23 protein-coding genes are annotated in these 20,245 nt (G+C 30.6%); 7 read left to right on the forward strand and 16 right to left on the reverse strand.

Annotated features, from left to right (window positions below; translation table 11 throughout):
- Positions 1-2: 2 nt before the first annotated feature.
- The gene (locus ACFQ5N_RS12240; protein WP_386809874.1) at positions 3-719 is read right to left on the reverse strand and encodes a YebC/PmpR family DNA-binding transcriptional regulator; all 717 of its coding nucleotides are present in this window, start codon (positions 717-719) and stop codon (positions 3-5) included.
- Between the two features lie 108 nt (positions 720-827).
- A complete protein-coding gene (locus ACFQ5N_RS12245; RefSeq protein WP_386809875.1) occupies positions 828-2,456 on the reverse strand; it encodes an acyl-CoA carboxylase subunit beta in 1,629 nt (542 codons plus the stop codon).
- A 133-nt stretch (positions 2,457-2,589) separates the two neighbouring features.
- Here ACFQ5N_RS12245 and ACFQ5N_RS12250 point away from each other — a divergent pair, with 133 nt between their 5' ends.
- The 5 genes from ACFQ5N_RS12250 (at position 2,590) to ettA (ending at position 6,086) form a co-directional block, all read left to right on the forward strand.
- A complete protein-coding gene (locus ACFQ5N_RS12250) occupies positions 2,590-2,958 on the forward strand; it encodes a DoxX family protein (protein ID WP_386809876.1) in 369 nt (122 codons plus the stop codon).
- A gap of 2 nt (positions 2,959-2,960) precedes the next feature.
- The gene (locus ACFQ5N_RS12255) at positions 2,961-3,491 is read left to right on the forward strand and encodes an NADPH-dependent FMN reductase (RefSeq protein ID WP_386809877.1); all 531 of its coding nucleotides are present in this window, start codon (positions 2,961-2,963) and stop codon (positions 3,489-3,491) included.
- 2 nt (positions 3,492-3,493) lie between these two features.
- Positions 3,494-3,934: a MarR family winged helix-turn-helix transcriptional regulator gene (locus ACFQ5N_RS12260; protein WP_386809878.1), complete on the forward strand. Its 441-nt coding sequence runs from the start codon at positions 3,494-3,496 to the stop codon at positions 3,932-3,934.
- Positions 3,935-4,167: 233 nt separating this feature from the next.
- Positions 4,168-4,344, forward strand: a complete 177-nt coding sequence (locus tag ACFQ5N_RS12265; RefSeq protein ID WP_386809879.1) for a CAL67264 family membrane protein — start codon at positions 4,168-4,170, stop codon at positions 4,342-4,344.
- 50 nt (positions 4,345-4,394) lie between these two features.
- Positions 4,395-6,086, forward strand: coding sequence for an energy-dependent translational throttle protein EttA (ettA, locus tag ACFQ5N_RS12270; protein WP_386809881.1), 1,692 nt, complete (start codon positions 4,395-4,397; stop codon positions 6,084-6,086).
- A gap of 74 nt (positions 6,087-6,160) precedes the next feature.
- Here ettA and ACFQ5N_RS12275 read toward each other — a convergent pair whose 3' ends face one another.
- The 11 genes from ACFQ5N_RS12275 to ACFQ5N_RS12325 form a co-directional block, all read right to left on the reverse strand.
- A complete protein-coding gene (locus tag ACFQ5N_RS12275; protein WP_386809882.1) occupies positions 6,161-6,565 on the reverse strand; it encodes a hypothetical protein in 405 nt (134 codons plus the stop codon).
- Positions 6,566-6,575: 10 nt separating this feature from the next.
- Positions 6,576-7,133 carry a YiiX/YebB-like N1pC/P60 family cysteine hydrolase gene (locus tag ACFQ5N_RS12280; protein ID WP_386809883.1) on the reverse strand — a complete coding sequence of 186 codons (558 nt, stop codon included), beginning with the start codon at positions 7,131-7,133 and terminating at the stop codon, positions 6,576-6,578.
- A gap of 148 nt (positions 7,134-7,281) precedes the next feature.
- Positions 7,282-7,596, reverse strand: coding sequence for a DUF6122 family protein (locus ACFQ5N_RS12285; RefSeq protein ID WP_386809884.1), 315 nt, complete (start codon positions 7,594-7,596; stop codon positions 7,282-7,284).
- A 1-nt stretch (position 7,597) separates the two neighbouring features.
- Positions 7,598-8,212, reverse strand: coding sequence for a WbqC family protein (locus tag ACFQ5N_RS12290; RefSeq protein WP_386809885.1), 615 nt, complete (start codon positions 8,210-8,212; stop codon positions 7,598-7,600).
- 59 nt (positions 8,213-8,271) lie between these two features.
- Positions 8,272-9,801: a signal peptidase I gene (gene lepB / locus ACFQ5N_RS12295; RefSeq protein ID WP_386809886.1), complete on the reverse strand. Its 1,530-nt coding sequence runs from the start codon at positions 9,799-9,801 to the stop codon at positions 8,272-8,274.
- 18 nt (positions 9,802-9,819) lie between these two features.
- A complete protein-coding gene (gene dapB / locus ACFQ5N_RS12300; protein ID WP_386809887.1) occupies positions 9,820-10,524 on the reverse strand; it encodes a 4-hydroxy-tetrahydrodipicolinate reductase in 705 nt (234 codons plus the stop codon).
- 66 nt (positions 10,525-10,590) lie between these two features.
- A complete protein-coding gene (locus ACFQ5N_RS12305; RefSeq protein WP_386809889.1) occupies positions 10,591-11,169 on the reverse strand; it encodes a DUF5683 domain-containing protein in 579 nt (192 codons plus the stop codon).
- Complete coding sequence (locus ACFQ5N_RS12310; RefSeq protein WP_386809890.1) at positions 11,169-12,068, reverse strand: ParB/RepB/Spo0J family partition protein; 900 nt, start codon at positions 12,066-12,068, stop codon at positions 11,169-11,171. The genes ACFQ5N_RS12305 and ACFQ5N_RS12310 overlap by 1 nt, the downstream gene beginning before the upstream one ends.
- Positions 12,052-12,834 carry a ParA family protein gene (locus ACFQ5N_RS12315; RefSeq protein WP_386809891.1) on the reverse strand — a complete coding sequence of 261 codons (783 nt, stop codon included), beginning with the start codon at positions 12,832-12,834 and terminating at the stop codon, positions 12,052-12,054. Before ACFQ5N_RS12315 ends, ACFQ5N_RS12310 begins: the two co-directional genes overlap by 17 nt.
- Before the next feature lie 121 nt (positions 12,835-12,955).
- Positions 12,956-14,413, reverse strand: a complete 1,458-nt coding sequence (locus ACFQ5N_RS12320; protein WP_386809892.1) for an aminoacyl-histidine dipeptidase — start codon at positions 14,411-14,413, stop codon at positions 12,956-12,958.
- A gap of 20 nt (positions 14,414-14,433) precedes the next feature.
- Positions 14,434-15,066: an NAD(P)H-dependent oxidoreductase gene (locus ACFQ5N_RS12325; protein WP_386809893.1), complete on the reverse strand. Its 633-nt coding sequence runs from the start codon at positions 15,064-15,066 to the stop codon at positions 14,434-14,436.
- Positions 15,067-15,182: 116 nt separating this feature from the next.
- Here ACFQ5N_RS12325 and ACFQ5N_RS12330 point away from each other — a divergent pair, with 116 nt between their 5' ends.
- On the forward strand, positions 15,183-16,454 hold the full coding sequence (locus ACFQ5N_RS12330; protein ID WP_386809895.1) for a DUF2851 family protein: 1,272 nt from the start codon (positions 15,183-15,185) through the stop codon (positions 16,452-16,454).
- Here the strand turns inward: ACFQ5N_RS12330 and ACFQ5N_RS12335 are convergent.
- Complete coding sequence (locus tag ACFQ5N_RS12335) at positions 16,451-17,221, reverse strand: MBL fold metallo-hydrolase (RefSeq protein WP_386809896.1); 771 nt, start codon at positions 17,219-17,221, stop codon at positions 16,451-16,453. The genes ACFQ5N_RS12330 and ACFQ5N_RS12335 overlap by 4 nt on opposite strands.
- Positions 17,222-17,299: 78 nt before the next feature.
- On the opposite strand from ACFQ5N_RS12335, the gene ACFQ5N_RS12340 reads away from it, so the two are divergent.
- Positions 17,300-17,851 (forward strand): hypothetical protein, encoded by a 552-nt coding sequence (locus ACFQ5N_RS12340; protein WP_386809897.1) that lies wholly within the window; start codon positions 17,300-17,302, stop codon positions 17,849-17,851.
- Between the two features lie 19 nt (positions 17,852-17,870).
- On the opposite strand, the gene ACFQ5N_RS12345 is transcribed toward ACFQ5N_RS12340, so the two are convergent.
- Positions 17,871-18,275 carry a hypothetical protein gene (locus tag ACFQ5N_RS12345; RefSeq protein WP_386809898.1) on the reverse strand — a complete coding sequence of 135 codons (405 nt, stop codon included), beginning with the start codon at positions 18,273-18,275 and terminating at the stop codon, positions 17,871-17,873.
- Positions 18,276-18,434: 159 nt separating this feature from the next.
- Complete coding sequence (locus tag ACFQ5N_RS12350; protein ID WP_386809899.1) at positions 18,435-20,228, reverse strand: acyl-CoA dehydrogenase family protein; 1,794 nt, start codon at positions 20,226-20,228, stop codon at positions 18,435-18,437.
- Positions 20,229-20,245: the final 17 nt, after the last annotated feature.

Raw genomic sequence — 20,245 nt, forward strand, 5'->3', positions numbered from 1 at the left:
GTTTACATTTCCATTGAGTGATATACATTTTGTACATCATCATCTTCTTCTAAACGTTCTAGTAGTTTTTCAACATCAGCTTGATGCTCTTCACCAAGTTTTACTGTTGTAGTAGGAATTCTTTCAAAACCTGACGATAAAATTTCAATATTATTTTTTTCAAAGTAATTTTGAAGTGCTCCAAATTGTTCAAAAGGAGCGTAAACCATAATTCCATCTTCATCTTCAAACACTTCTTCAACATCAAAATCTATAAGTTCTAGTTCAAACTCTTCTAAATCTAGTTGTAAATCCTCAGTTTTAATTCTGAAATTACAAGTATGATCAAACATAAATGCAACAGAACCTGAAGTTCCCATATTACCATCACATTTGCTAAAAGCTGCTCTAACATTTGCTACTGTACGGTTGTTGTTATCTGTTGCAGTTTCAACTAAAACAGCAACACCGTGTGGTGCATAACCTTCAAATAGCACTTCTTTATAGTTGGCAGTATCTTTATCAGAAGCTTTTTTAATAGCTCTTTCAACATTGTCTTTAGGCATGTTAGCTGCCTTAGCGTTTTGAATTACAGCCCTTAAACGCGCGTTAGTTTCAGGATTTGGACCTCCTTCTTTAACGGCCATAACAATGTCTTTACCAATTCTAGTAAATGTTTTTGCCATTGCTGACCAACGTTTCATTTTTCTTGCTTTTCTAAATTCAAAGGCTCTTCCCATGTTATTCTATATTATTTAAGTGATGCAAAAGTAATTAATAGGTTGAAGTTTTACAATTTTATTAAATACCTTATTTTAATTTTATACGCTTGTTTATATTCGGTATTTTTAAACTTGAATTACACCTAAATTAAATTGTTTTTTTATAGGTGCGTGGTTTGCAGCTTCAATTCCCATACTAATCCATTTTCTGGTATCTAACGGATTTATAACGCCGTCTGTCCATAGTCTTGCAGCGGCATAATATGGTGAAGTTTGTGCGTTGTATTTCTCTTCAATTGTAGCCAATATTTCTTTTTCTTTTTCAGGTGTAATTAGCTCACCTTGTTTTTTTAAAGATGCGGTTTCTATTTGCAGTAAAACTTTGGCTGCTTGAGAACCTCCCATAACTGCTAGTCTAGCTGAAGGCCAAGCAACAATTAAGCGCGGATCGTAAGCTTTTCCACACATTGCGTAATTACCTGCTCCGTATGAATTTCCAGTGATAATTGTAAATTTTGGCACTACTGAGTTGCTAACAGCGTTTACCATTTTGGCACCATCTTTTATAATGCCTCCGTGTTCACTTTTACTACCAACCATAAAACCAGTCACATCTTGTAAAAAAACTAACGGAATTTTCTTTTGGTTACAATTAGCAATAAAACGAGTTGCTTTGTCGGCACTATCAGAATAAATAACACCGCCAAATTGCATTTCTTTGTTGCCATTTTTTACAACTTTACGTTGATTGGCAACAATACCAACTGCCCAACCATCAATTCTTGCATACGCGCAAATAATAGTTTTTCCGTAGTCTTTTTTATATTCTTCAAATTCAGAATTATCAACCAAACGTTTTATAATTTCACGAGTCTCGTATTGGTCTGTTCTTAATTTTGGTAAAATACCAAAAATATCTTCTTCGTTTTCTTTTGGTTTTATGGAAGCAATTCTATTGAAACCAGCTTTATCAAAATCACCAATTTTACTAACAATTTTTCTTATTTTATCTAAAGCATCTTTATCATCAGCTGCTTTATAATCTGTAACGCCACTAATTTCACAATGTGTTGTGGCGCCTCCTAAAGTTTCATTGTCTATACTTTCTCCAATTGCAGCTTTTACTAAATAACTTCCTGCTAAAAATATACTTGCAGTTTTGTCAACAATCATAGCCTCATCACTCATAATAGGCAAATAAGCACCACCTGCAACACAGCTTCCCATTATAGCAGAAATTTGTGTAATTCCCATACTGCTCATAACGGCATTATTTCTAAAAATTCTTCCAAAATGTTCTTTGTCAGGAAAAATTTCATCTTGCATAGGTAAGTACACACCTGCACTGTCTACTAAATAAATGATTGGAATTTTATTTTCAATAGCTATTTCTTGCGCACGTAAATTCTTTTTTCCTGTGATTGGAAACCAAGCACCAGCTTTTACCGTAGCATCATTGGCGACTACAATACATTGTTTTCCTTCTATATAGCCAATTTTTACAACAACACCTCCAGAAGGACATCCACCATGTTCTTTGTACATTTCATCTCCAACTAAAGCACCAATTTCTATAGAATCACGGTTGCTGTCAAATAGATACTCAATTCTTTCTCTAGCAGTTAATTTCCCTTTTGCTTTATGCTTTTCAATTCTAGCATCGCCACCTCCTTTATAAACTTTTAAAAGTTTCTTTTTTAATGCAGCTAATTGAAGCTTGTTAAAATCTTCGTTTTTATTGAAGTTAATGTCCATTTATGTTTACCATTTATTGACAGCTAAAGTACAAAATGAATGTTAATAAACATTACATATATACCCAAACAATAAATACCTAGGTAAATAAAATTATATTTTGTACATTTGGCAAAACTAAAAACTAATTAAAATGAAGACAAACAAAATTATTTATTGGGCAGCAACCGGGTTATTAAGTGCTTTATTACTAATGTCTGCAGGAATGTATGTATTTAATAACGAAGCTGTACAAGGTATGTTTACTAGCTTTGGGTATCCTACTTATATTATTTATCCTTTGGCAGTATTAAAAGTAGCGGCTGTAGTGGTATTAATAACGCAAGGTCAGTCAAAAATTAAAGAATGGGCGTATTCAGCATTATTTTTTGAGTTTATTTTGGCGTTTTTTGCACATATAATGATAAATGATGGCGAACAAACAGGTGCTGTAATAGCAATGGTTTTGTTGTTGGTGTCTTATTTTTTCGGAAAAAAGCTAGTTGAACCTAAAACAATTTAAAAATGAAAAAGATTATAACAATTGGAGCAAGTTCTAGTAAAAATTCTATCAATAAAATATTGGCTGAATATACTGGAAGTTTATTAAACGAAGTGGAACTTTTAAAGCTTGATTTGAACAATTACGAAATGCCTATTTTTTCAATTGATATTGAAAATGAAAAGGGAATACCAACATTAGCAAATGATTTACAAGCTGTTTTTAAAAAAGCTGATGGTTTTATAATTTCTTTTGCTGAGCATAATGGAGCTTATTCTGCAGCTTTTAAAAATGTGTTTGATTGGTTGTCACGAATTGATGGAAAAGTATGGCAAAATAAACCTATGTTATTATTAGCTACTTCACCAGGAGAGAGAGGCGGGCAAACAGTTTTAGATATTGCTAAGGCAAGATTCCCTTTTAATGGAGGTGAAATAATTGGAAGCCTAGCAATACCTTCATTTTTTGATAATTTTAAAGATAATGAGTTAATAAATAAAGATTTAAAAACGGCTTTATTAAACTTGGTTAATGATTTTCAAAAAGCGGTTTAGAAATGGCTGAGTTTTCAAAAGAAATCAATTCTAAATTTCCAAATGAACAAATTAAGGCATTGCTAAATATAAAGTTTACAGCAAATCATTTAGATAATATTGGTAATACATTTTTTAAACCATTTAATATTTCAGAGCAGCAATATAATATTCTTAGAATTTTAAAAGGCGCAAAAAAAGCAATAACAGTTAAAACTATAAAAGAGCGTATGGTTCAAAAATCGCCTAATTCTACGCGATTAATGGATAAATTATACGAAAAAGGCTTCATTGAACGCACACGATGTGAAAATGATAGGCGTGTTGTTTATGTTGAGATTAATGAAAAAGGTTTAGATTTATTAAGCAAAATAAAGATAGATGAAATAAAGGTAGCATCATCTATTTCAACCAAAGAAGCAAAATTATTAAATGAATTATTAGATAAGTTTAGAAATGCATAAAATTGTAATTTCTAAAGTTAATTTTATCAAAATCGCCTATTAAAATTGGATAATTCCTTTTAAAAAGGCTAATCATTATAATTAAAAATGAAAATTTATATTTAAAATCATCAAGGTTACTTTGTTAAAACACACTCACAAAAGTGTGTTTTTTGTTTATTTCATCATAATTTTACGATATTTGCGAACTTGATTATCCTTTTTAAGGATATTAATAAAAACAAATACATAAAATGAATAAAAATACAGTACTAGCTTGGGCTACTTTTATAATGATATTTATGGGGCTTTTGTTAATTGCATTAGGTGCATTTAGATATGATGATGTTGCAGGATGGGGTTTTGCAGCTGTTGGAGTTGGTTTTTTTGCCAATGCTTGGGTGTTTAATGCTTTAAAAGGCAGAATGTAATTAAAAGTATTACCTAATATTTATAAATTTAAAAAATTAGAATAAAAAATATGTCAGACGATAAGAAAGTAATCTTTTCAATGTCCGCCTTAAGTAAAACCTACCAAGGGGCAAATAAACAAGTATTAAAAGATATCTATTTAAGCTTTTTTTATGGAGCTAAAATTGGAATTTTAGGTTTAAACGGTTCGGGAAAATCTACCTTGTTAAAAATTATTGCAGGGATAGAAAAAAACTATCAAGGTGACGTAGTTTTTGCTCCTGGATATTCTGTTGGTTACTTATCTCAAGAACCAAAGTTAGATGAGGATAAAACAGTTATTGATATTGTTAAAGAAGGAGTTGCTGAAACAGTAGCAATTTTAGATGAATACAATAAAATAAATGATATGTTTGGGTTAGAAGAAGTGTATTCTGATCCAGATAAAATGGAAAAATTAATGGCTCAGCAAGCAGATCTTCAAGATAAAATTGATGCTGCTAATGCTTGGGAATTAGATACAAAGTTAGACATTGCAATGGATGCCTTGCGTACACCAGATGGAGATACTCCAATTAAAAACCTATCGGGTGGTGAGCGCAGAAGAGTTGCGTTGTGTAGATTGTTATTGCAAGAGCCAGATGTTTTGTTGTTAGATGAGCCTACCAACCATTTAGATGCAGAATCTGTACACTGGTTAGAACACCATTTACAACAATATAAAGGAACCGTAATTGCGGTAACGCACGATAGATATTTCTTAGATAATGTTGCTGGATGGATTTTAGAATTAGATAGAGGTGAAGGTATTCCTTGGAAAGGAAATTACTCAACTTGGTTAGATCAAAAATCAAAACGATTAGAACAAGAATCTAAAACAGCTTCAAAACGTCAAAAAACATTAGAACGAGAGTTAGAATGGGTTAGACAAGGAGCAAAAGGTCGTCAAACTAAGCAAAAAGCTCGTTTGAAAAACTATGACAAATTAATGAGTCAAGACCAAAATCAATTGGATGAGAAATTAGAAATTTACATTCCAAATGGTCCGCGTTTAGGAACCAATGTTATTGAAGCTACAGGAGTTTCAAAAGCATTTGGAGATAAATTATTATATGAAGACTTAAACTTTAATTTACCACAAGCAGGAATTGTAGGAATTATTGGACCTAATGGTGCTGGTAAAACTACTATTTTTAAAATGATTATGGGTGAAGAAACTTCAGATAAAGGAGAGTTTAAAGTTGGAGAAACTGCTCAAATTGCCTATGTAGATCAGAGTCATTCAAATATAGATCCTGAAAAAACAATTTGGCAAAACTTTGCTGATGAACAAGAGTTAATTTTAATGGGAGGAAAGCAAGTAAATTCACGTGCTTATTTAAGTCGTTTTAATTTCTCAGGAAGCGAGCAAAACAAAAAAGTAAATACACTTTCTGGTGGTGAGCGTAACCGTTTGCATTTAGCAATGACGTTACGTGAAGAAGGAAACGTATTGTTATTAGATGAGCCAACAAATGATTTAGATGTAAATACATTACGAGCATTAGAAGAAGGTTTAGAAAACTTTGCTGGTTGTGCAGTAGTTATTAGTCACGATAGATGGTTTTTAGATAGAATATGTACACATATTTTAGCTTTTGAAGGAGATTCTCAAGTATATTTCTTTGAAGGTTCTTTCTCTGAATATGAAGAGAATAAGAAAAAACGTTTGGGCGGTGATTTAATGCCAAAACGTATTAAGTATAAAAAATTGATTAGATAAATATTTTTAATCGTTTATAAAATAAAAACCAGCTATTTAGCTGGTTTTTTTATGTTAATTTTTGATGGATTAAATTAATTCATTGAAAATAAAATAAACCAATTGCCGTCTACTTTTAAAAGTTGGCTATCTTGTTCATCTTTGTCACCGTTTTTATATTCAATTGTGTATTCAACGTGGGCAGAATTTCCATCTTCTGAAATTTCTTCATTGTTTATGGTAATACTTTTATAGCCGTCTTTTTTTTCCATTTCAGAAGCAGCCATTCCAAAAAGTCCTTCCACTTTTTTTGCTTCATCTTTTGATAGTTTTTCACCACCTTTTTTTACATAAAGTTTGGAAACAGCTTCATATTTCTCCGCTTTAATTAAATCATATGATTTTACAATCACATCTCCTGGCGAAGAGCCAGTTGAACAAGAAGTAAATGTTATTGCAAATAATGCGAGTACAATTGATAAAATTTTAAAATGTTTCATAATATAGAATTTAACTATTAATATTTACTTTTTTAAAGGGGAGTTTTGTGAATTCAGAAGGGAAAATAATTGCGTGTTTCCCAAACATATAATTGAATTCTTTTGATTGAAGGTGGAGTTGAATACCTGAGTTTTTAAATGCTTTTAAAATGAGTTCTGTACAATACAGTTGTTTGTTAGTTTTTAAATCGTACTTTGAATCAAATACATACTTTTCATTATAAAAACGTATAGCTTCATTACAAATATGTTGAATTTTACTATTGGTTAACGAACTTCGGTAAACAGCAATTTTTGATGCTTTTTTAGGGCTGCAAAAATCTGTGAATGCATCCTTTTTTACAGTGTTTAATTTATGTGGAACAGCATGAATTACATATGGATTGTTGTTTTCAAAAATAAGAATTCCAATATGTGTAAATTCAGAAGTAGCATCAGCTATATGAACGGCATAACTTTCTGTAGATTTTCCGCACCTTAAAACTAAGTCTCCATTTTTTAATAAGGAATAATCAATTTCAGTGATGTTGTTTTGGATTTTAAAGTACAAGCCATATGCAACAAACAAAATTGTTGAAATAGTAAGAATATAGCGTCCTGTTTTTTTGATTATTATTCTAAAAATTAAATTTTAGTATATGATTTTGAGGCTATTAAAGTTATAAATTATAAATGAGAAATATTGAATAAAATCAAAAAAAGTTGATAAAACAAAATTAATGCCATTGGCAGTCTACAAAATCAGTAATCATATGAAACAATAATCCTATTGCAACAATTCTTGTTTTTGAAGGAATTAAAAGTACAGTATAAATTGCAATTGCGTAGTAGGAGTGTAGCGGATGAAAATTAATGCTACACCTGTTAGGGTCAAATAATGGTGACGCAAAAAGGTGATCTAAATCTACTAACATAGTTAGCGCAAATATGAGCCAAACTTTTTTCCATTCTTTTTTAAAGAATACGTAGGCAATTAAACCAGGAACTAAAAAATGCATTCCGTAATGCGTTATAAACCTTAGTACTTCCAATTTAAAATGTAATTTGTTGACTTTCTAAGTAATTTAATGTATTTGGACCTTCCATAAATATTAAATCTAAAATACTTAGGTTTGGAATAAAGCCATTGTTTTCTTCAAAAACTTGAATGTAACGTTCTAATTGAAAAGGTTTTTCACCTTTTGCTATGGCTAATTTTCTTAAATCGGTATTTGTTGTTTCAACTGAATATGCTGTTGTTTTATGTGTTGCAATATCAATTTGTAAACAATCCATAATAAAGTTGTGGCACTTTAAATTGAGGTCTAATAAAAAAGTAGTTTGTTTTTCAAAAACGGCCAGTAAATCATCAATATAAAATTCAAAAAATGGAGAAGAATTATAAGCTGTTTGAAGCGTTTTTAAATGTAATTTATTCCAACTGTCTTTATAATCAATTTTAACATCCTTTGTCTTCTGTTTAATACCTTTATTATGCTGTACAGGAACATTTAATAAGTGCTTGCCGTTTGCTGTGTTTATATAACAGCGATTTCTATACGTTTGTTTTTGAAAATTGTCTTCAACTTCAAAAATTATTTTGTTAGCATTTACTATACCAACATACTGTATTATAGGAGAGAAATAAGTTGGTTGAATTAAAATCATAAGTTAAAATAAAATCGCTTTTTTGAAATGAATCAAAAAAGCGATTGTGTATTTGTTATTTATTTTCTACGTTTTCTATAAGTACTTACTCCGTACCAAATTGCTAGTGCAGCTAAAAAGTAATACAAATATGAAACTGGTTCACCGCTTCCGTGTACTGTTGTAAATAGGCGTTCCCATCTAATTTTGTTTTTTATACCTTGTCCGTTGGTGTCCCAACTAAACCAAATAAAAACAGGTTTTCCAACTACGTGGTCAAAAGGTACATAACCCCAATAACGAGCATCTTCAGAATTATGACGGTTATCACCCATCATCCAATAATAATTTTGTTTGAAGGTGTATGAAGTTGCCAATTTACCATTAATAAATATTTCATTACCATTTACAGTTAAATCGTTATGCTCATATTCTTCAATAATTCTTTTATAAAAAGGAAGTGAAGCAGCATTTAATTCAACAGTTTTTCCTTCTTCAGGAATGTAAATTGGACCAAAATTATCTTTAGACCAAGCATATCTTGAATCATGTGGAAAAACACCAGCATCATAATTTCCTGCAGGTTCAATTTGTTTTACAACGCTTTTAACTAATGGATTCTTTGCTAATTTTGCAGCGTTTTCATCTGTTAAATTTAGGTAATAAAAATCACCCATATTGCTACCTTCAGTAACATTGTATCTTTTTAAAGTTGTAGCACTTAATTGACCATTTGTTTCTACTTTATGAATATACTGAGTTTTTGTTCTGTCTGGAAGTACTGTTTTTTCTCCATTAATATAAATATAGCCATCTCTAATTTCTAAGGAATCTCCGGCGATACCAACGCAACGTTTTACGTAATTTGATTTTTTATCAATTGGTTTTTGAATGTGAATATTTGATTTATCAAAAAAGCGTTGAACAGTATCAACAGGCCAACTAAACACAACTATTTCATTCCGTTTTATGTCTTGAAAACCTGGAATTCTCATATAAGGAAGTTGCGGTTTGTTCAAGTATGATTTTGTACCAATAAAAGGAAGTGAATCATGAACCATAGGAGCCGCAATTGGAGTCATAGGAACTCTTGCACCATAATGAAACTTACTTACAAATAGGAAATCACCAATTAATAATGATTTTTCTAATGATGAAGTTGGAATAGTATAAGGTTGCATCACGTAGGTATGTACCAAAGTTGCTGCAATAATTGCAAAAGCAATAGAACTTACCCATTCACCTAATTCAGTTCTTGGTTTTAAGCTTCTGTCTTCAATATAATTTACATCAGCAACATAGTTTAAATAATAGTTATAAAAGCCTAAAGTAATTACTGCTAAAATTGTATCAACATTAGAGTTTTTGCCAAAGCTACGTGCTGTTTCTATCCAAATTATAGGGAACATTAACAGGTTTATAACAGGTATAAAAAGTAAAATTACCCACCACGTTGGACGATTAATAATTTTCATTAATACAATTGCATTGTAAACAGGTACAATTGCTTCCCAAGGTTTTCTTCCTGCTTTGCTATATAATTTCCAAGTTCCAGCAAAATGAATAAGCTGAATTACTAGAAAAGAAATGAACCATCCCATTAATGTCATAATAACTATTTTTTTATATTATTTTAAGCCTAAAACGTCTTTCATTGTAAATAACCCTTTTTTACCAACTAGCCATTCAGCAGCAACAACTGCACCTTGGGCAAAACCATCACGGTTATGTGCTGTATGCTTAATTTCAATGGTGTCTACTTGTGAGCTATATTCTACAGTGTGTGTTCCTGGTACATCAGGAATACGTTTTGCAACTATAGGTATTTCAGTATCAGTTTTTGTTACATTTAAAGCCCAATTACTTTTATTGCTATGCTTAATAATGTCTTCAGCAAGTGTTATTGCAGTTCCGCTTGGAGCATCTAATTTTTTGGTATGATGAATTTCTTCCATTGAAATTTGGTACTGCTCTAAATTTTTCATCATTTTGGCTAAAGTCTCATTCAATTCAAAAAATATATTTACTCCTAAACTAAAGTTTGAAGCATATATAAATCCACCGTTGTGTTGTTTACAAAGTGCTACAGCGTCATCAAATTTGTCTAACCAACCTGTTGTACCACTAACAACTGGCACATTATTTTTTAAACAAGTTGAAATATTATTAAATGCAACTGAAGGAATACTAAAATCAATAGCAACATCAGCAATTGTGATATCGTAATTTACAGTGTTTTCATCTACTTTTAAAACAATTTCATGCCCTTTATTAAGTGCAATTTGCTCAATTGTTTTACCCATTCGGCCATAACCAAGTAATGCTATTTTCATTTAATTTTGTGTTTTATGTTTTTATACGCGATTGCAGTCTTGTTTTAATAAGTGCTTTCAAACACGTTAAAAATTATAGTTTATAGAACCAACAAATACAGATTTATTGGTTACATTATTTTTAATTAATTTAGGTCTAAAAGATAAATTATTATCTACATTATGTTGAAGTAAGTGTGCATTTACACTGGCTTCAACAATTTGTAATACATACATACCAATGGTAATTAATAATGATAAATCTCTATCACTTTTAAACCTTTCTTGTGCAGATATTAATGTGTCTTCAGATAAATATGGATTTCCGTTTAAACCATCAAAATCATCTGGTTTTCCGTTTATTCTTAGCTTGTATGCTTCTTGATATTTTACGTAATTATCGTTATTCCATACATAAAAATATACGCCAGTTCCTAAGGCTCCATATACAATTGGAATTTTCCAATACTTTTTATTGTAAGCTTGTCCCATTCCTGGTAAAACAGCAGAATAAAATGCTGCTTTTGCAGGTGAAAGCGGATTGAACTCATATGATTTTGATTTGAGTGTGTCCGCAACTTTAATTGTTACTTCTTCTTGCGAAAATGATTGAATTACGCTTAAAGTAGTTATAATTAAAAATAGGTATAGCTGCTTTTTTATCACTATTGTAATAGTTTTTTTAGACGGTTAAAATCTTCTTCAGAGTGAAAAGGAATTATAATTTTACCTTTGTCTTCACCAGATAATTTAACATCAATTTTATGCCCAAAATATTCGCTAAAAGTTTTTAATCCTTTACTAACAAACTTTGGTGTTTCAACTTGTTTTGAAGGTTTTTGTATCGGAGTTTGAACTCCTTCTTTCATACTTTTAACCAATTGTTCCGTTTGTCGAACAGATAGTTTTTGTTCAATTATTTTTTCGTAAACACCTAATTGGTCTTCAGCGTTTTCAATATTAATTAAAGCTCTTCCGTGCCCCATTGATAAAAAACCGTCGCGCATTCCTGTTTGTACAATTGGGTCTAACTTTAATAAACGTAAGTAATTACTAATTGTTGAACGTTTTTTACCAACACGCGTACTCATTTGTTCTTGAGTTAAATCAATTTCATCAATTAATCGTTGGTATGAAAGGGCAACTTCAATAGGATCTAAGTCTTTACGTTGAATGTTTTCAACCAATGCCATTTCTAGCATTTCTTGGTCGTTGGCAATTCTTATATAAGCAGGAACAGTTTTATTTCCTATTAATTTTGAAGCTCTAAACCTACGTTCACCAGAAACTAATTGAAACTTGTTTCCTTCTAGTTTACGTACAGTTATTGGTTGAATAACTCCTAATTCTTTAATAGAACTGGCTAATTCTTGTAACGCTTCTTCATTGAAATAAGTTCTTGGTTGGTATGGGTTTACTTCAATTAAGTCTAGCTCAATTTCAAGTATGTTTCCTACAACTTTATCAGCGTTTTTATCACTTGCTGACGTTACATCTGAAGGCGTTTCTTTTAATAAGGCAGATAGACCTCTTCCAAGGGCTTGTTTTTTAATTGCTTTTGCCATCCTTATTATGATTTTTTAAAATTTCATTTGCTAAGTTAATATAATTTACGGCTCCTCTGCTAGTTGCATCATAGGCAATAATACTTTCGCCATAACTTGGTGCTTCACTAAGCCTAACATTTCTTTGAATAATTGTTTTGAAAACCATATCCTGAAAATGTTTTTTTACTTCTTCAACAACTTGATTTGACAAGCGTAAACGAGAGTCATACATTGTTAAAAGTAGTCCTTCAATATCTAATTCTGCATTGTGAATATTTTGAATACTTTTTATAGTATTTAGTAATTTACCTAAACCTTCTAAAGCAAAATACTCACATTGTATTGGAATAATTACGGAGTTAGCAGCTACTAGTGCGTTTAGTGTAATTAAACCTAATGAAGGTGCGCAATCAATTAAAATATAATCAAAGTCGTCTTTAATTTTAGCTAAAGCTTCTTTTAACATATATTCTCTATTCATTTTATCTACTAGTTCAATTTCAATAGCAACTAAGTCTATATGCGCAGGAATTAAAGAAACATTTGGTGAGTTGGTTTCAACAATTGCATCTTTGGCAGTTACAGCGTGTTCTAATAATTGATAAGTACCGTGTTCAACATCTTCAATAGCTATTCCTAGCCCAGAAGATGCATTCGCTTGGGGATCAGCATCAATTAATAATACTTTCTTTTCCAAAACACCCAAAGCAGCAGCAAGGTTTACTGTAGTTGTAGTTTTACCTACACCACCTTTTTGATTGGCAATTGCAATAATTTTACCCATAAAAAATATTAAATTAATTTAAGCTGTAAAAATACGATTATTTATGGTTTTTAAAAGGGAATATTGTTAACAAAGATATAAAAGAAAAGAGGTTGAAAATTCAACCTCTTTACCCTTATTTTTAGTTTTTTAATGGAATATTTTCTAAAATTGTTAACAGAAATTTCCAAAATTTTTGTGATGATTTTATGTGAGCTCTTTCATCTGGTGAATGCGCTCCATGAATTGTTGGTCCAAAAGAAATCATATCCATTTCTGGGTAATTTGTTCCTAAAATACCACATTCTAATCCGGCATGACAAGCTACCACATTTGCTTTTTCACCAAACAGTTCTTCGTATTTTTCACTTAAAACAGTTAAAATAGGAGAATTCATATTTGGTTTCCATCCAGGATATGATCCAGATTGTGTAACGGTATAACTTACCAATTCAAATGTAGCTTTTAATGTATTTGCCAAATCATTTTTTAAAGATTCAACAGATGATCTTGTTAAACATAAAATGGTAATGTCTTCATCTTTTACTATTACTCTTGCTATATTGTTTGAAGTTTCTACCAAGCCTTCCATATCATTACTCATACGGTAAACACCATTGTGAGCAGCATATAATGCTTTTAATAAATTGGTTTGGCTAATTGTAGTCATTACTTTACTAGGTAAATCAATTGGCTCAATGTTAATAGCTAAATTAGGATCTATGGTTTTAAATTCAGCTTTTATAGCTTTAACAACTTTTTGAGTTTTCTTTAAAAAAGCATCTTTTTGTGAATTGTAAACAGCAATTTTAGCAAAACTTTCTCTTGGAATAGCGTTTCTTAAGCTTCCACCGTTAATTTCTGAAATACGAAGAAACTCTTGCGCTTCATACAAAACGCGATTCATAATTTTATTTGCGTTTCCTAAACCTCTATGAATATCCATTCCAGAGTGTCCACCGTTTAAGCCTGTAACGGCAATTGAATATCCAGTACTATTTGTAGGTGTGTTAACTTCATTATAGGTGTTATTTGCTGAAATATCAATACCTCCGGCACAACCTATGTCAATTTCATCATCTTCTTCGGTATCTAAGTTTAATAAAATTTCACCATCTAAATATCCTTCTTGAAGTCCCATAGCACCTGTCATACCCGTTTCTTCATCAATAGTAAAAAGCGCTTCAATCGCAGGATGTTTAATGTCAGTAGCAGCTAAAACACTCATAATTGCAGCTACTCCTAAGCCATTATCAGCACCTAAAGTTGTTCCTTCAGCTTTTACCCAATCGCCTTCAATTTTCATTTTAATACCTTCTGTATCAAAATCAAAAATAGTATCAGCATTTTTTTGGTGAACCATATCTAAATGCGATTGCATAACAATGGTTTTTCTATTTTCAAAACCTTTAAAAGCAGGTTTTTTAATAATTACATTTCCAACAGGGTCAACTATAGTTTCTAGGTTTAATTTTTTTCCAAAATCAACCATAAATTGTATTACTTTTTCCTCTTTTTTTGAACCTCTTGGTACCGCGTTTAAGTCGGCAAAATTGTTCCAAAGTACTTTAGGTTCAAGAGCTCTTACTTCTTTGCTCATAATTTGATTTTATTAGTTGTTTATAGTATTTCTATGATAGTTTCACTCAGCGATTTTCTTACTTTTTTCATAGCAATCATTACATCATCATCAGCTCTAAAACCAACTGGTAATAATAAAACTGATTTCAAGTTTTTCTCTTCTAAATTCAATAATTCGTCTACTTTTGAAGGTACAAAACCTTCCATTGGGCAGCAGTCAATTTTTTCAACAGCACAAACGGTCATTAAGTTTCCAAGTGCAATATAAGTTTGATAAATGGCAGATTGTTGTTTTTCTTCCAAAGATTTGTTAGCATACATCTCTAATAGTTGCTTTCTAAAATTTGAAATTACACTTTCTTCAATATTTCTAGTTTTCTTTTCTAGGTCAAAATAGTTATTAATATCTTCTGAAGTTGTGTCATTTTCAATACATAAAACTAGTAGATGTGATGCATCAGCAACTTGACGTTGGTAATAGGCGTGTTCTAAAATTTTTTCTTGCAATTCTTTATTACTTATTACCACCATTTTTAATGGTTGTAAACCAAAGGATGTAGCAGTTAAATTGAATGCTTTTTTTAAAGTATCAACTTGTTGGTTTGACAGCTTTTTGGTTGCATCAAACTTTTTAGTTGCGTATCTCCATTCTAAACTATTAATTATATTCATTTTATAAAAATTGGATTACAAATTTACTTAAAATTGATTACATTTTAAGCAACCTTTCATTCGAATTTTTATAAGTAAAAGTTAATTTTTAACTTTATCAAAGTTATTCAATTGCTATGAAAGAAAACTTACTCCATTTTATATGGAAACTCCAACTGTTTACATCAAAAAAGTTGCAATCAGTTACTTCAGAAAATATTCATGTAGTGTCTGCAGGGTTGCAAAATTTTAATTCTGGACCTGATTTTTTTAATTCGAAAATTGAAATTAATGGTCAGTTATGGGCAGGAAATGTTGAAATTCATGTAAAATCTTCAGATTGGTATATTCACCGTCATGAGATTGATGAAAATTATGATTCTGTTATTTTACATGTTGTTTGGGAGCATGATGTTGAAGTTTTTAGAAAAACAAATACAGTAATTCCAACATTAGAGCTTAAAAATTTTATTTCAAAAGAAGTATTACAAAATTATGAGCGTCTTTTTAGTCAAAATAAAAAATGGATTAATTGTGAGAATGAAATTCCTGTAATCGATCATTTTGTAATTGCACATTTTTTAGAACGTTTATATATTGAACGGTTAGAACAAAAATCACTTAAAATTCACAAGTTTTTACAAACTACAAATAATAATTGGGAGGCTGTGTTATTTTTATTGTTAGCTCAAAATTTTGGTTTGAAAATTAATGCTGAACCTTTTTTGAATTTTGCTGCTTCATTTGATTTTTCAATAGTTAGAAAAGTGTCAAGTAATGCTCTGCAACTTGAAGCTTTGTTTTTGGGTCAAGCAGGTTTGTTAACAAAAAACAGTGAAGCATCGTATTTTGAAGTGTTAAAAAAAGAATATGAATACTTAAAAGTGAAATTTAAATTAACTCCAATTTCTTCAGGTCAAGTTCAATTTTTTAGATTACGTCCAAATAATTTCCCTACTATTCGCTTATCTCAGTTAGCTTCACTGTACCATTTACATCAAAATTTGTTTTCAAAATTAATGGAAATACAGCCCATTGAAATTTATTATAATTTGTTTGATGTAGGAACTTCAGAGTTTTGGAAAACACATTATACTTTTGCAACAGAGTCTAAAAAAAGCTCTAAAAAAATAACAAAGTCATTTGTAGATTTGTTACTAATAAATACCATAATTCCATTAAAATTTTCTTATTTGAAAAGTATGGGTAAAACAGATTTTAGTTCATTATTGCAACTGCTAGAAGATGTGAAACCTGAGAAAAATAGTATTATTTTAAAGTTTGATTCGCTTAAAATTAAAAGCGAAAATGCTTTTAAAACCCAAGCATTATTACAATTAAAAAATGAATATTGTAGCAAACAGTTGTGTTTACAATGTGAGATTGGAAAAAATATTTTAAAAAATTAATTTTTTGGGTACCATTCAGCTAAAATAACTTCAATTTTTTGGTTTTTATCATTCACCAATTTTTTAAATTTATCAACATCGCTATAGCCATTGGCGCCTCTGTAATGAAAAGGAAAAACTACTTTAGGTTGAAATTCTAAAACCGCACTTGCCGCTTGATCTACTGTCATGGTGTAGGGTAAATTCATGCAAACAAAAGCAATATCAATATTTCTCAATTGTCTCATTTCAGGAATATCTTCAGTATCTCCTGAAATGTATATAGTTTTATTATCTATTTTTAATAAATAACCATTTCCTCTACCTTTTGGATGTTTTTTACTTGGTGGATCAACAGGTAAATTATACATAGGTATAGCTTTTATGTAAATACCTAATCTGTGAATAGCTTGGTTATTATTAATTATAGAAATTGTTGATTTGTATTTCTCTGGAAGTTTATCTGCAACGGCTTGTGGTGTTATAAACAATGCGTTTTTGGTGTTTATAGAATCTAATGTGCTTAAATTTAAATGATCTGGATGTATGTCTGTCATCAATACAATGTCGGGTGATTTTAAATTAGCATACAATTTTTGACCTCCATAAGGGTCCACATAAATGGTAGTGTTTTTATACGTTAGAACTAAACTTCCGTGAAATATTGGTTGAATTGTAAGTGTTCCATTTGTAGTTTCAAAATTGTAAACATTGCTATTTTGTGCTTGTAAAGTAATAAAACTACAAAGTAAAATTATGTGTAAGTAAATCAGTTTTTTAAGTTTCATAATGAGTATTTAATGCATTTAAATATAGTGTTTTTTTCTTTTTTAGTTAAATTTGATGAAAATTTTAAAAAATTAGAAATGAAAAGCTTTAAATTATTACTTGGTATTTTATTTGTTTCAACTACAATGTTGGCACAGCATTCAGAAGATATTTCTCATAACGAAGAAGAGCACACCATATCTCATGGAAAAAATAAAATTGCGATTGATTATGGAATTGATCATATAAAAGAGGGGTTTGAACATGGTGATGTTAATGAAGAAGAAGGGCATTGGGTTTCTAGTATTGGAATTGATTATTATAGAGAAATTTCTGAAAAATGGGAGGTTGGTGTTAAATTAGATATTCAACTTGGTCATTATATTATTCCGCATAAAGATAATCTTGAGCGTGAAAATGCATTTTTGGTATTAGCTGTTGGTGCATATGAAGTATTACCAAAATGGGGTGTTTTTGCAGGTGCAGGTATGGAGTTTGAAAAAAATGAAAACCTAGCAGTAGTTAGGGTAGGAACAGAATACTCATTTCACGTAGCACAAGATTGGTCAATCCCAGTTGGATTCTTTTGGGATATAAAAGAAGGCTACAATGTTTATGCTTTTACCGTAGGTATTGCAAAGCATTTTTAAAAGCTTTCATAATTATTTACTATTTGTAAAAGTCTTTAACCCAAGCAATAGTTTGGTTTTCAGTTAAAAGATCTGAACTGTGAACTCCAACTAGTTTAGATGCAAATTGCATATTGTTTTTAAGTTCCTTTTCAAATAAGTTTTTCATTTGAGAAGGACCAAAAAGTACCACACTTTCACATGTTTGAATTTCCTTTAGTAAATTTTTGAAATAAATATTAGTTTGTTCTTTTTTACGATTTTGTTGGTGCTTTTCGTAAGTTAAATATTGACCTCCAAATCTTCCGTATTTTTTAGATTCACCTTCAACTCTTTCTCGGGTATCTATATTTGATTCAATTATTTTAACAGTATGTTTATCGTTTGAAAGTTTAACAATAAATGCTTGTCGTGTGTCAATCCAAATTCCAATTTTTTGTTTCATGATAGTAGTTTTTATGATTTACTAATTGGGATGCAAGCTTGGTGCTGATTTCTTCTTTAAAGTTACAAAAAAAATGAATTGTATTTTTAATTGTGAATAAAAAAAAGCTGAAACAAATTTGTTTCAGCTTTTTAATAGTTAAAAATAAAATGTTACTTATTAAAAGCAATACTTGTTTTCAGTAATTAATTTTTCAGCTATTATTTTTCTTAATGCAATTGGATTTGGGTTATTTGTATATTTTGTAAAACGTTTTAATCCCATTAACATCATACGTTGTTCATCTCCATCGGCAAAATATAAAATAGCTTCTTTACCAAAACTGCTTGTAGTTTCAACGGCATTAAATAAATTTAATTGAGCCATTGCAATTTGGCATTTAGCTTCTTCTTCTGAAGTTGATTTTGCTAATTTTTCAGCTTTTAAAATTGAAGATTCAGCCAAGTAAATTTCAATCATAATTTCAGATGCAGCTAAAATTAACTGCTGATGTTTATCTAGTTCCATTCCAAAAGTTTGCACAGCTTTCCCGGCAACCATTAAAAATGCTTTCTTCAATTTTTCAATCATGGCTTTTTCTTCAGAAAGTACTTCAGAAAAATCAGGAATATCAAAAGAAGGAATTCCCATTAAACTATTTCCAACTTCCATTGCTGGTGTTATTACATCAATTTCACCTTTCATTGCTTTTTTAAGCAACATTCCAACAGTTAAAAGTCTGTTTATTTCGTTAGTTCCTTCATAAATTCGTGTAATACGAGCATCTCTCCAAGCACTTTCCATAGGTGTGTCTTTTGAGAATCCCATTCCGCCATAAATTTGAATTCCTTCATCAGAAACAAATTGAGAAACTTCTGAAGCGTATACTTTTATAATAGCGCACTCTATTGCATATTCTTGAAAAGCAGCTAATTCAGCATCTTGGTGTGATTTTCCTTTAGCTAAAAGACTGTCAATCATATTTTGAATATCCTTTGCAGCTCTATAACACGCAGCATCTATACTAAAAGTTTTTGTGCACATTTCAGCATACTTTTTTTGAATTGCTCCAAAATTAGAAATGGCCGTTTTAAATTGTTTACGCTCATTACCATATTGTACGGCGTGCGTAATAATTCGTCTACTAGCATCTAAACAAGCAGCTCCTAATTTAATACGTCCCACATTTAAAGAGTTCATGGCTATTTTAAAACCTTTAGCTCTTTCTGAAAGCATATTCTCAACAGGAATTAGCGTGTCGTTAAAAAATACTTGTCGGGTAGAAGAAGAGGTGATACCTAGTTTATGTTCTTCTTCACCTAAAGTTACACCGTTTGGATTTTCTTTATCGAATTCTAAAATGAATGCTGTGATTTTTTTATCGTCTTCAATCCGAGCAAAAACTATAAATATTTCGGCAAAACCTGCGTTTGAAATCCACATTTTTTGTCCGTTAATTTTATAATGTTTTCCATCTGCAGTTAATTCGGCCGTTGTTTTTCCTGAGTTAGCATCAGAACCTGCTTCAGGCTCAGTTAAACAATACGCTCCAAATTTTTCTCCAGAAGTTAATAGTGGTAAATATTTATTTTTTTGATCTTCAGTTCCGTACAAGAAAATTGGCATAGTTCCAATTCCTGTGTGTGCTCCAAAAGCCGTTCCTACAGACCCTGTTGCTGATGAAATATAATCTGTAACCAACATTGTTGAAACAAATCCCATTCCAATTCCACCGTATTTTTCAGGGATAGAAACACCTAAAAAACCCATTTCTCCAGCTTTGCGCATTACTTCTTCTGTAAGTGCATAATCTTTACCTTCAAAACGTTCTTTATGTGGCCAAACTTCGCGGTCTATAAATTCAATAACCGCCTCTTTCATCATTTTTTGTTCTTCATTAAACTCTTCAGAAATAAAAATATCTTCAGCTTTAATTTCTTTTATTAGGAATTCTCCTCCTTTAATTGTTGCCATTTTTTAGATAGATTTTA

Source organism: Lutibacter holmesii (assembly GCF_042679665.1).
GTDB classification, from domain to species: Bacteria; Bacteroidota; Bacteroidia; order Flavobacteriales; family Flavobacteriaceae; genus Lutibacter; species Lutibacter holmesii.

Coding starts and splice junctions, on each gene's coding strand:
- ACFQ5N_RS12240 (WP_386809874.1), bottom strand. CDS start 719: ATGGGAAGAGCCTTTGAATTTAGAAAAGCAAGAAAAATGAAACGTTGG.
- ACFQ5N_RS12245 (WP_386809875.1), bottom strand. CDS start 2,456: ATGGACATTAACTTCAATAAAAACGAAGATTTTAACAAGCTTCAATTA.
- ACFQ5N_RS12250 (WP_386809876.1), top strand. CDS start 2,590: ATGAAGACAAACAAAATTATTTATTGGGCAGCAACCGGGTTATTAAGT.
- ACFQ5N_RS12255 (WP_386809877.1), top strand. CDS start 2,961: ATGAAAAAGATTATAACAATTGGAGCAAGTTCTAGTAAAAATTCTATC.
- ACFQ5N_RS12260 (WP_386809878.1), top strand. CDS start 3,494: ATGGCTGAGTTTTCAAAAGAAATCAATTCTAAATTTCCAAATGAACAA.
- ACFQ5N_RS12265 (WP_386809879.1), top strand. CDS start 4,168: ATGAATAAAAATACAGTACTAGCTTGGGCTACTTTTATAATGATATTT.
- ettA (WP_386809881.1), top strand. CDS start 4,395: ATGTCAGACGATAAGAAAGTAATCTTTTCAATGTCCGCCTTAAGTAAA.
- ACFQ5N_RS12275 (WP_386809882.1), bottom strand. CDS start 6,565: ATGAAACATTTTAAAATTTTATCAATTGTACTCGCATTATTTGCAATA.
- ACFQ5N_RS12290 (WP_386809885.1), bottom strand. CDS start 8,212: ATGATTTTAATTCAACCAACTTATTTCTCTCCTATAATACAGTATGTT.
- lepB (WP_386809886.1), bottom strand. CDS start 9,801: ATGACATTAATGGGATGGTTCATTTCTTTTCTAGTAATTCAGCTTATT.
- dapB (WP_386809887.1), bottom strand. CDS start 10,524: ATGAAAATAGCATTACTTGGTTATGGCCGAATGGGTAAAACAATTGAG.
- ACFQ5N_RS12310 (WP_386809890.1), bottom strand. CDS start 12,068: ATGGCAAAAGCAATTAAAAAACAAGCCCTTGGAAGAGGTCTATCTGCC.
- ACFQ5N_RS12315 (WP_386809891.1), bottom strand. CDS start 12,834: ATGGGTAAAATTATTGCAATTGCCAATCAAAAAGGTGGTGTAGGTAAA.
- ACFQ5N_RS12320 (WP_386809892.1), bottom strand. CDS start 14,413: ATGAGCAAAGAAGTAAGAGCTCTTGAACCTAAAGTACTTTGGAACAAT.
- ACFQ5N_RS12325 (WP_386809893.1), bottom strand. CDS start 15,066: ATGAATATAATTAATAGTTTAGAATGGAGATACGCAACTAAAAAGTTT.
- ACFQ5N_RS12330 (WP_386809895.1), top strand. CDS start 15,183: ATGAAAGAAAACTTACTCCATTTTATATGGAAACTCCAACTGTTTACA.
- ACFQ5N_RS12335 (WP_386809896.1), bottom strand. CDS start 17,221: ATGAAACTTAAAAAACTGATTTACTTACACATAATTTTACTTTGTAGT.
- ACFQ5N_RS12340 (WP_386809897.1), top strand. CDS start 17,300: ATGAAAAGCTTTAAATTATTACTTGGTATTTTATTTGTTTCAACTACA.
- ACFQ5N_RS12345 (WP_386809898.1), bottom strand. CDS start 18,275: ATGAAACAAAAAATTGGAATTTGGATTGACACACGACAAGCATTTATT.
- ACFQ5N_RS12350 (WP_386809899.1), bottom strand. CDS start 20,228: ATGGCAACAATTAAAGGAGGAGAATTCCTAATAAAAGAAATTAAAGCT.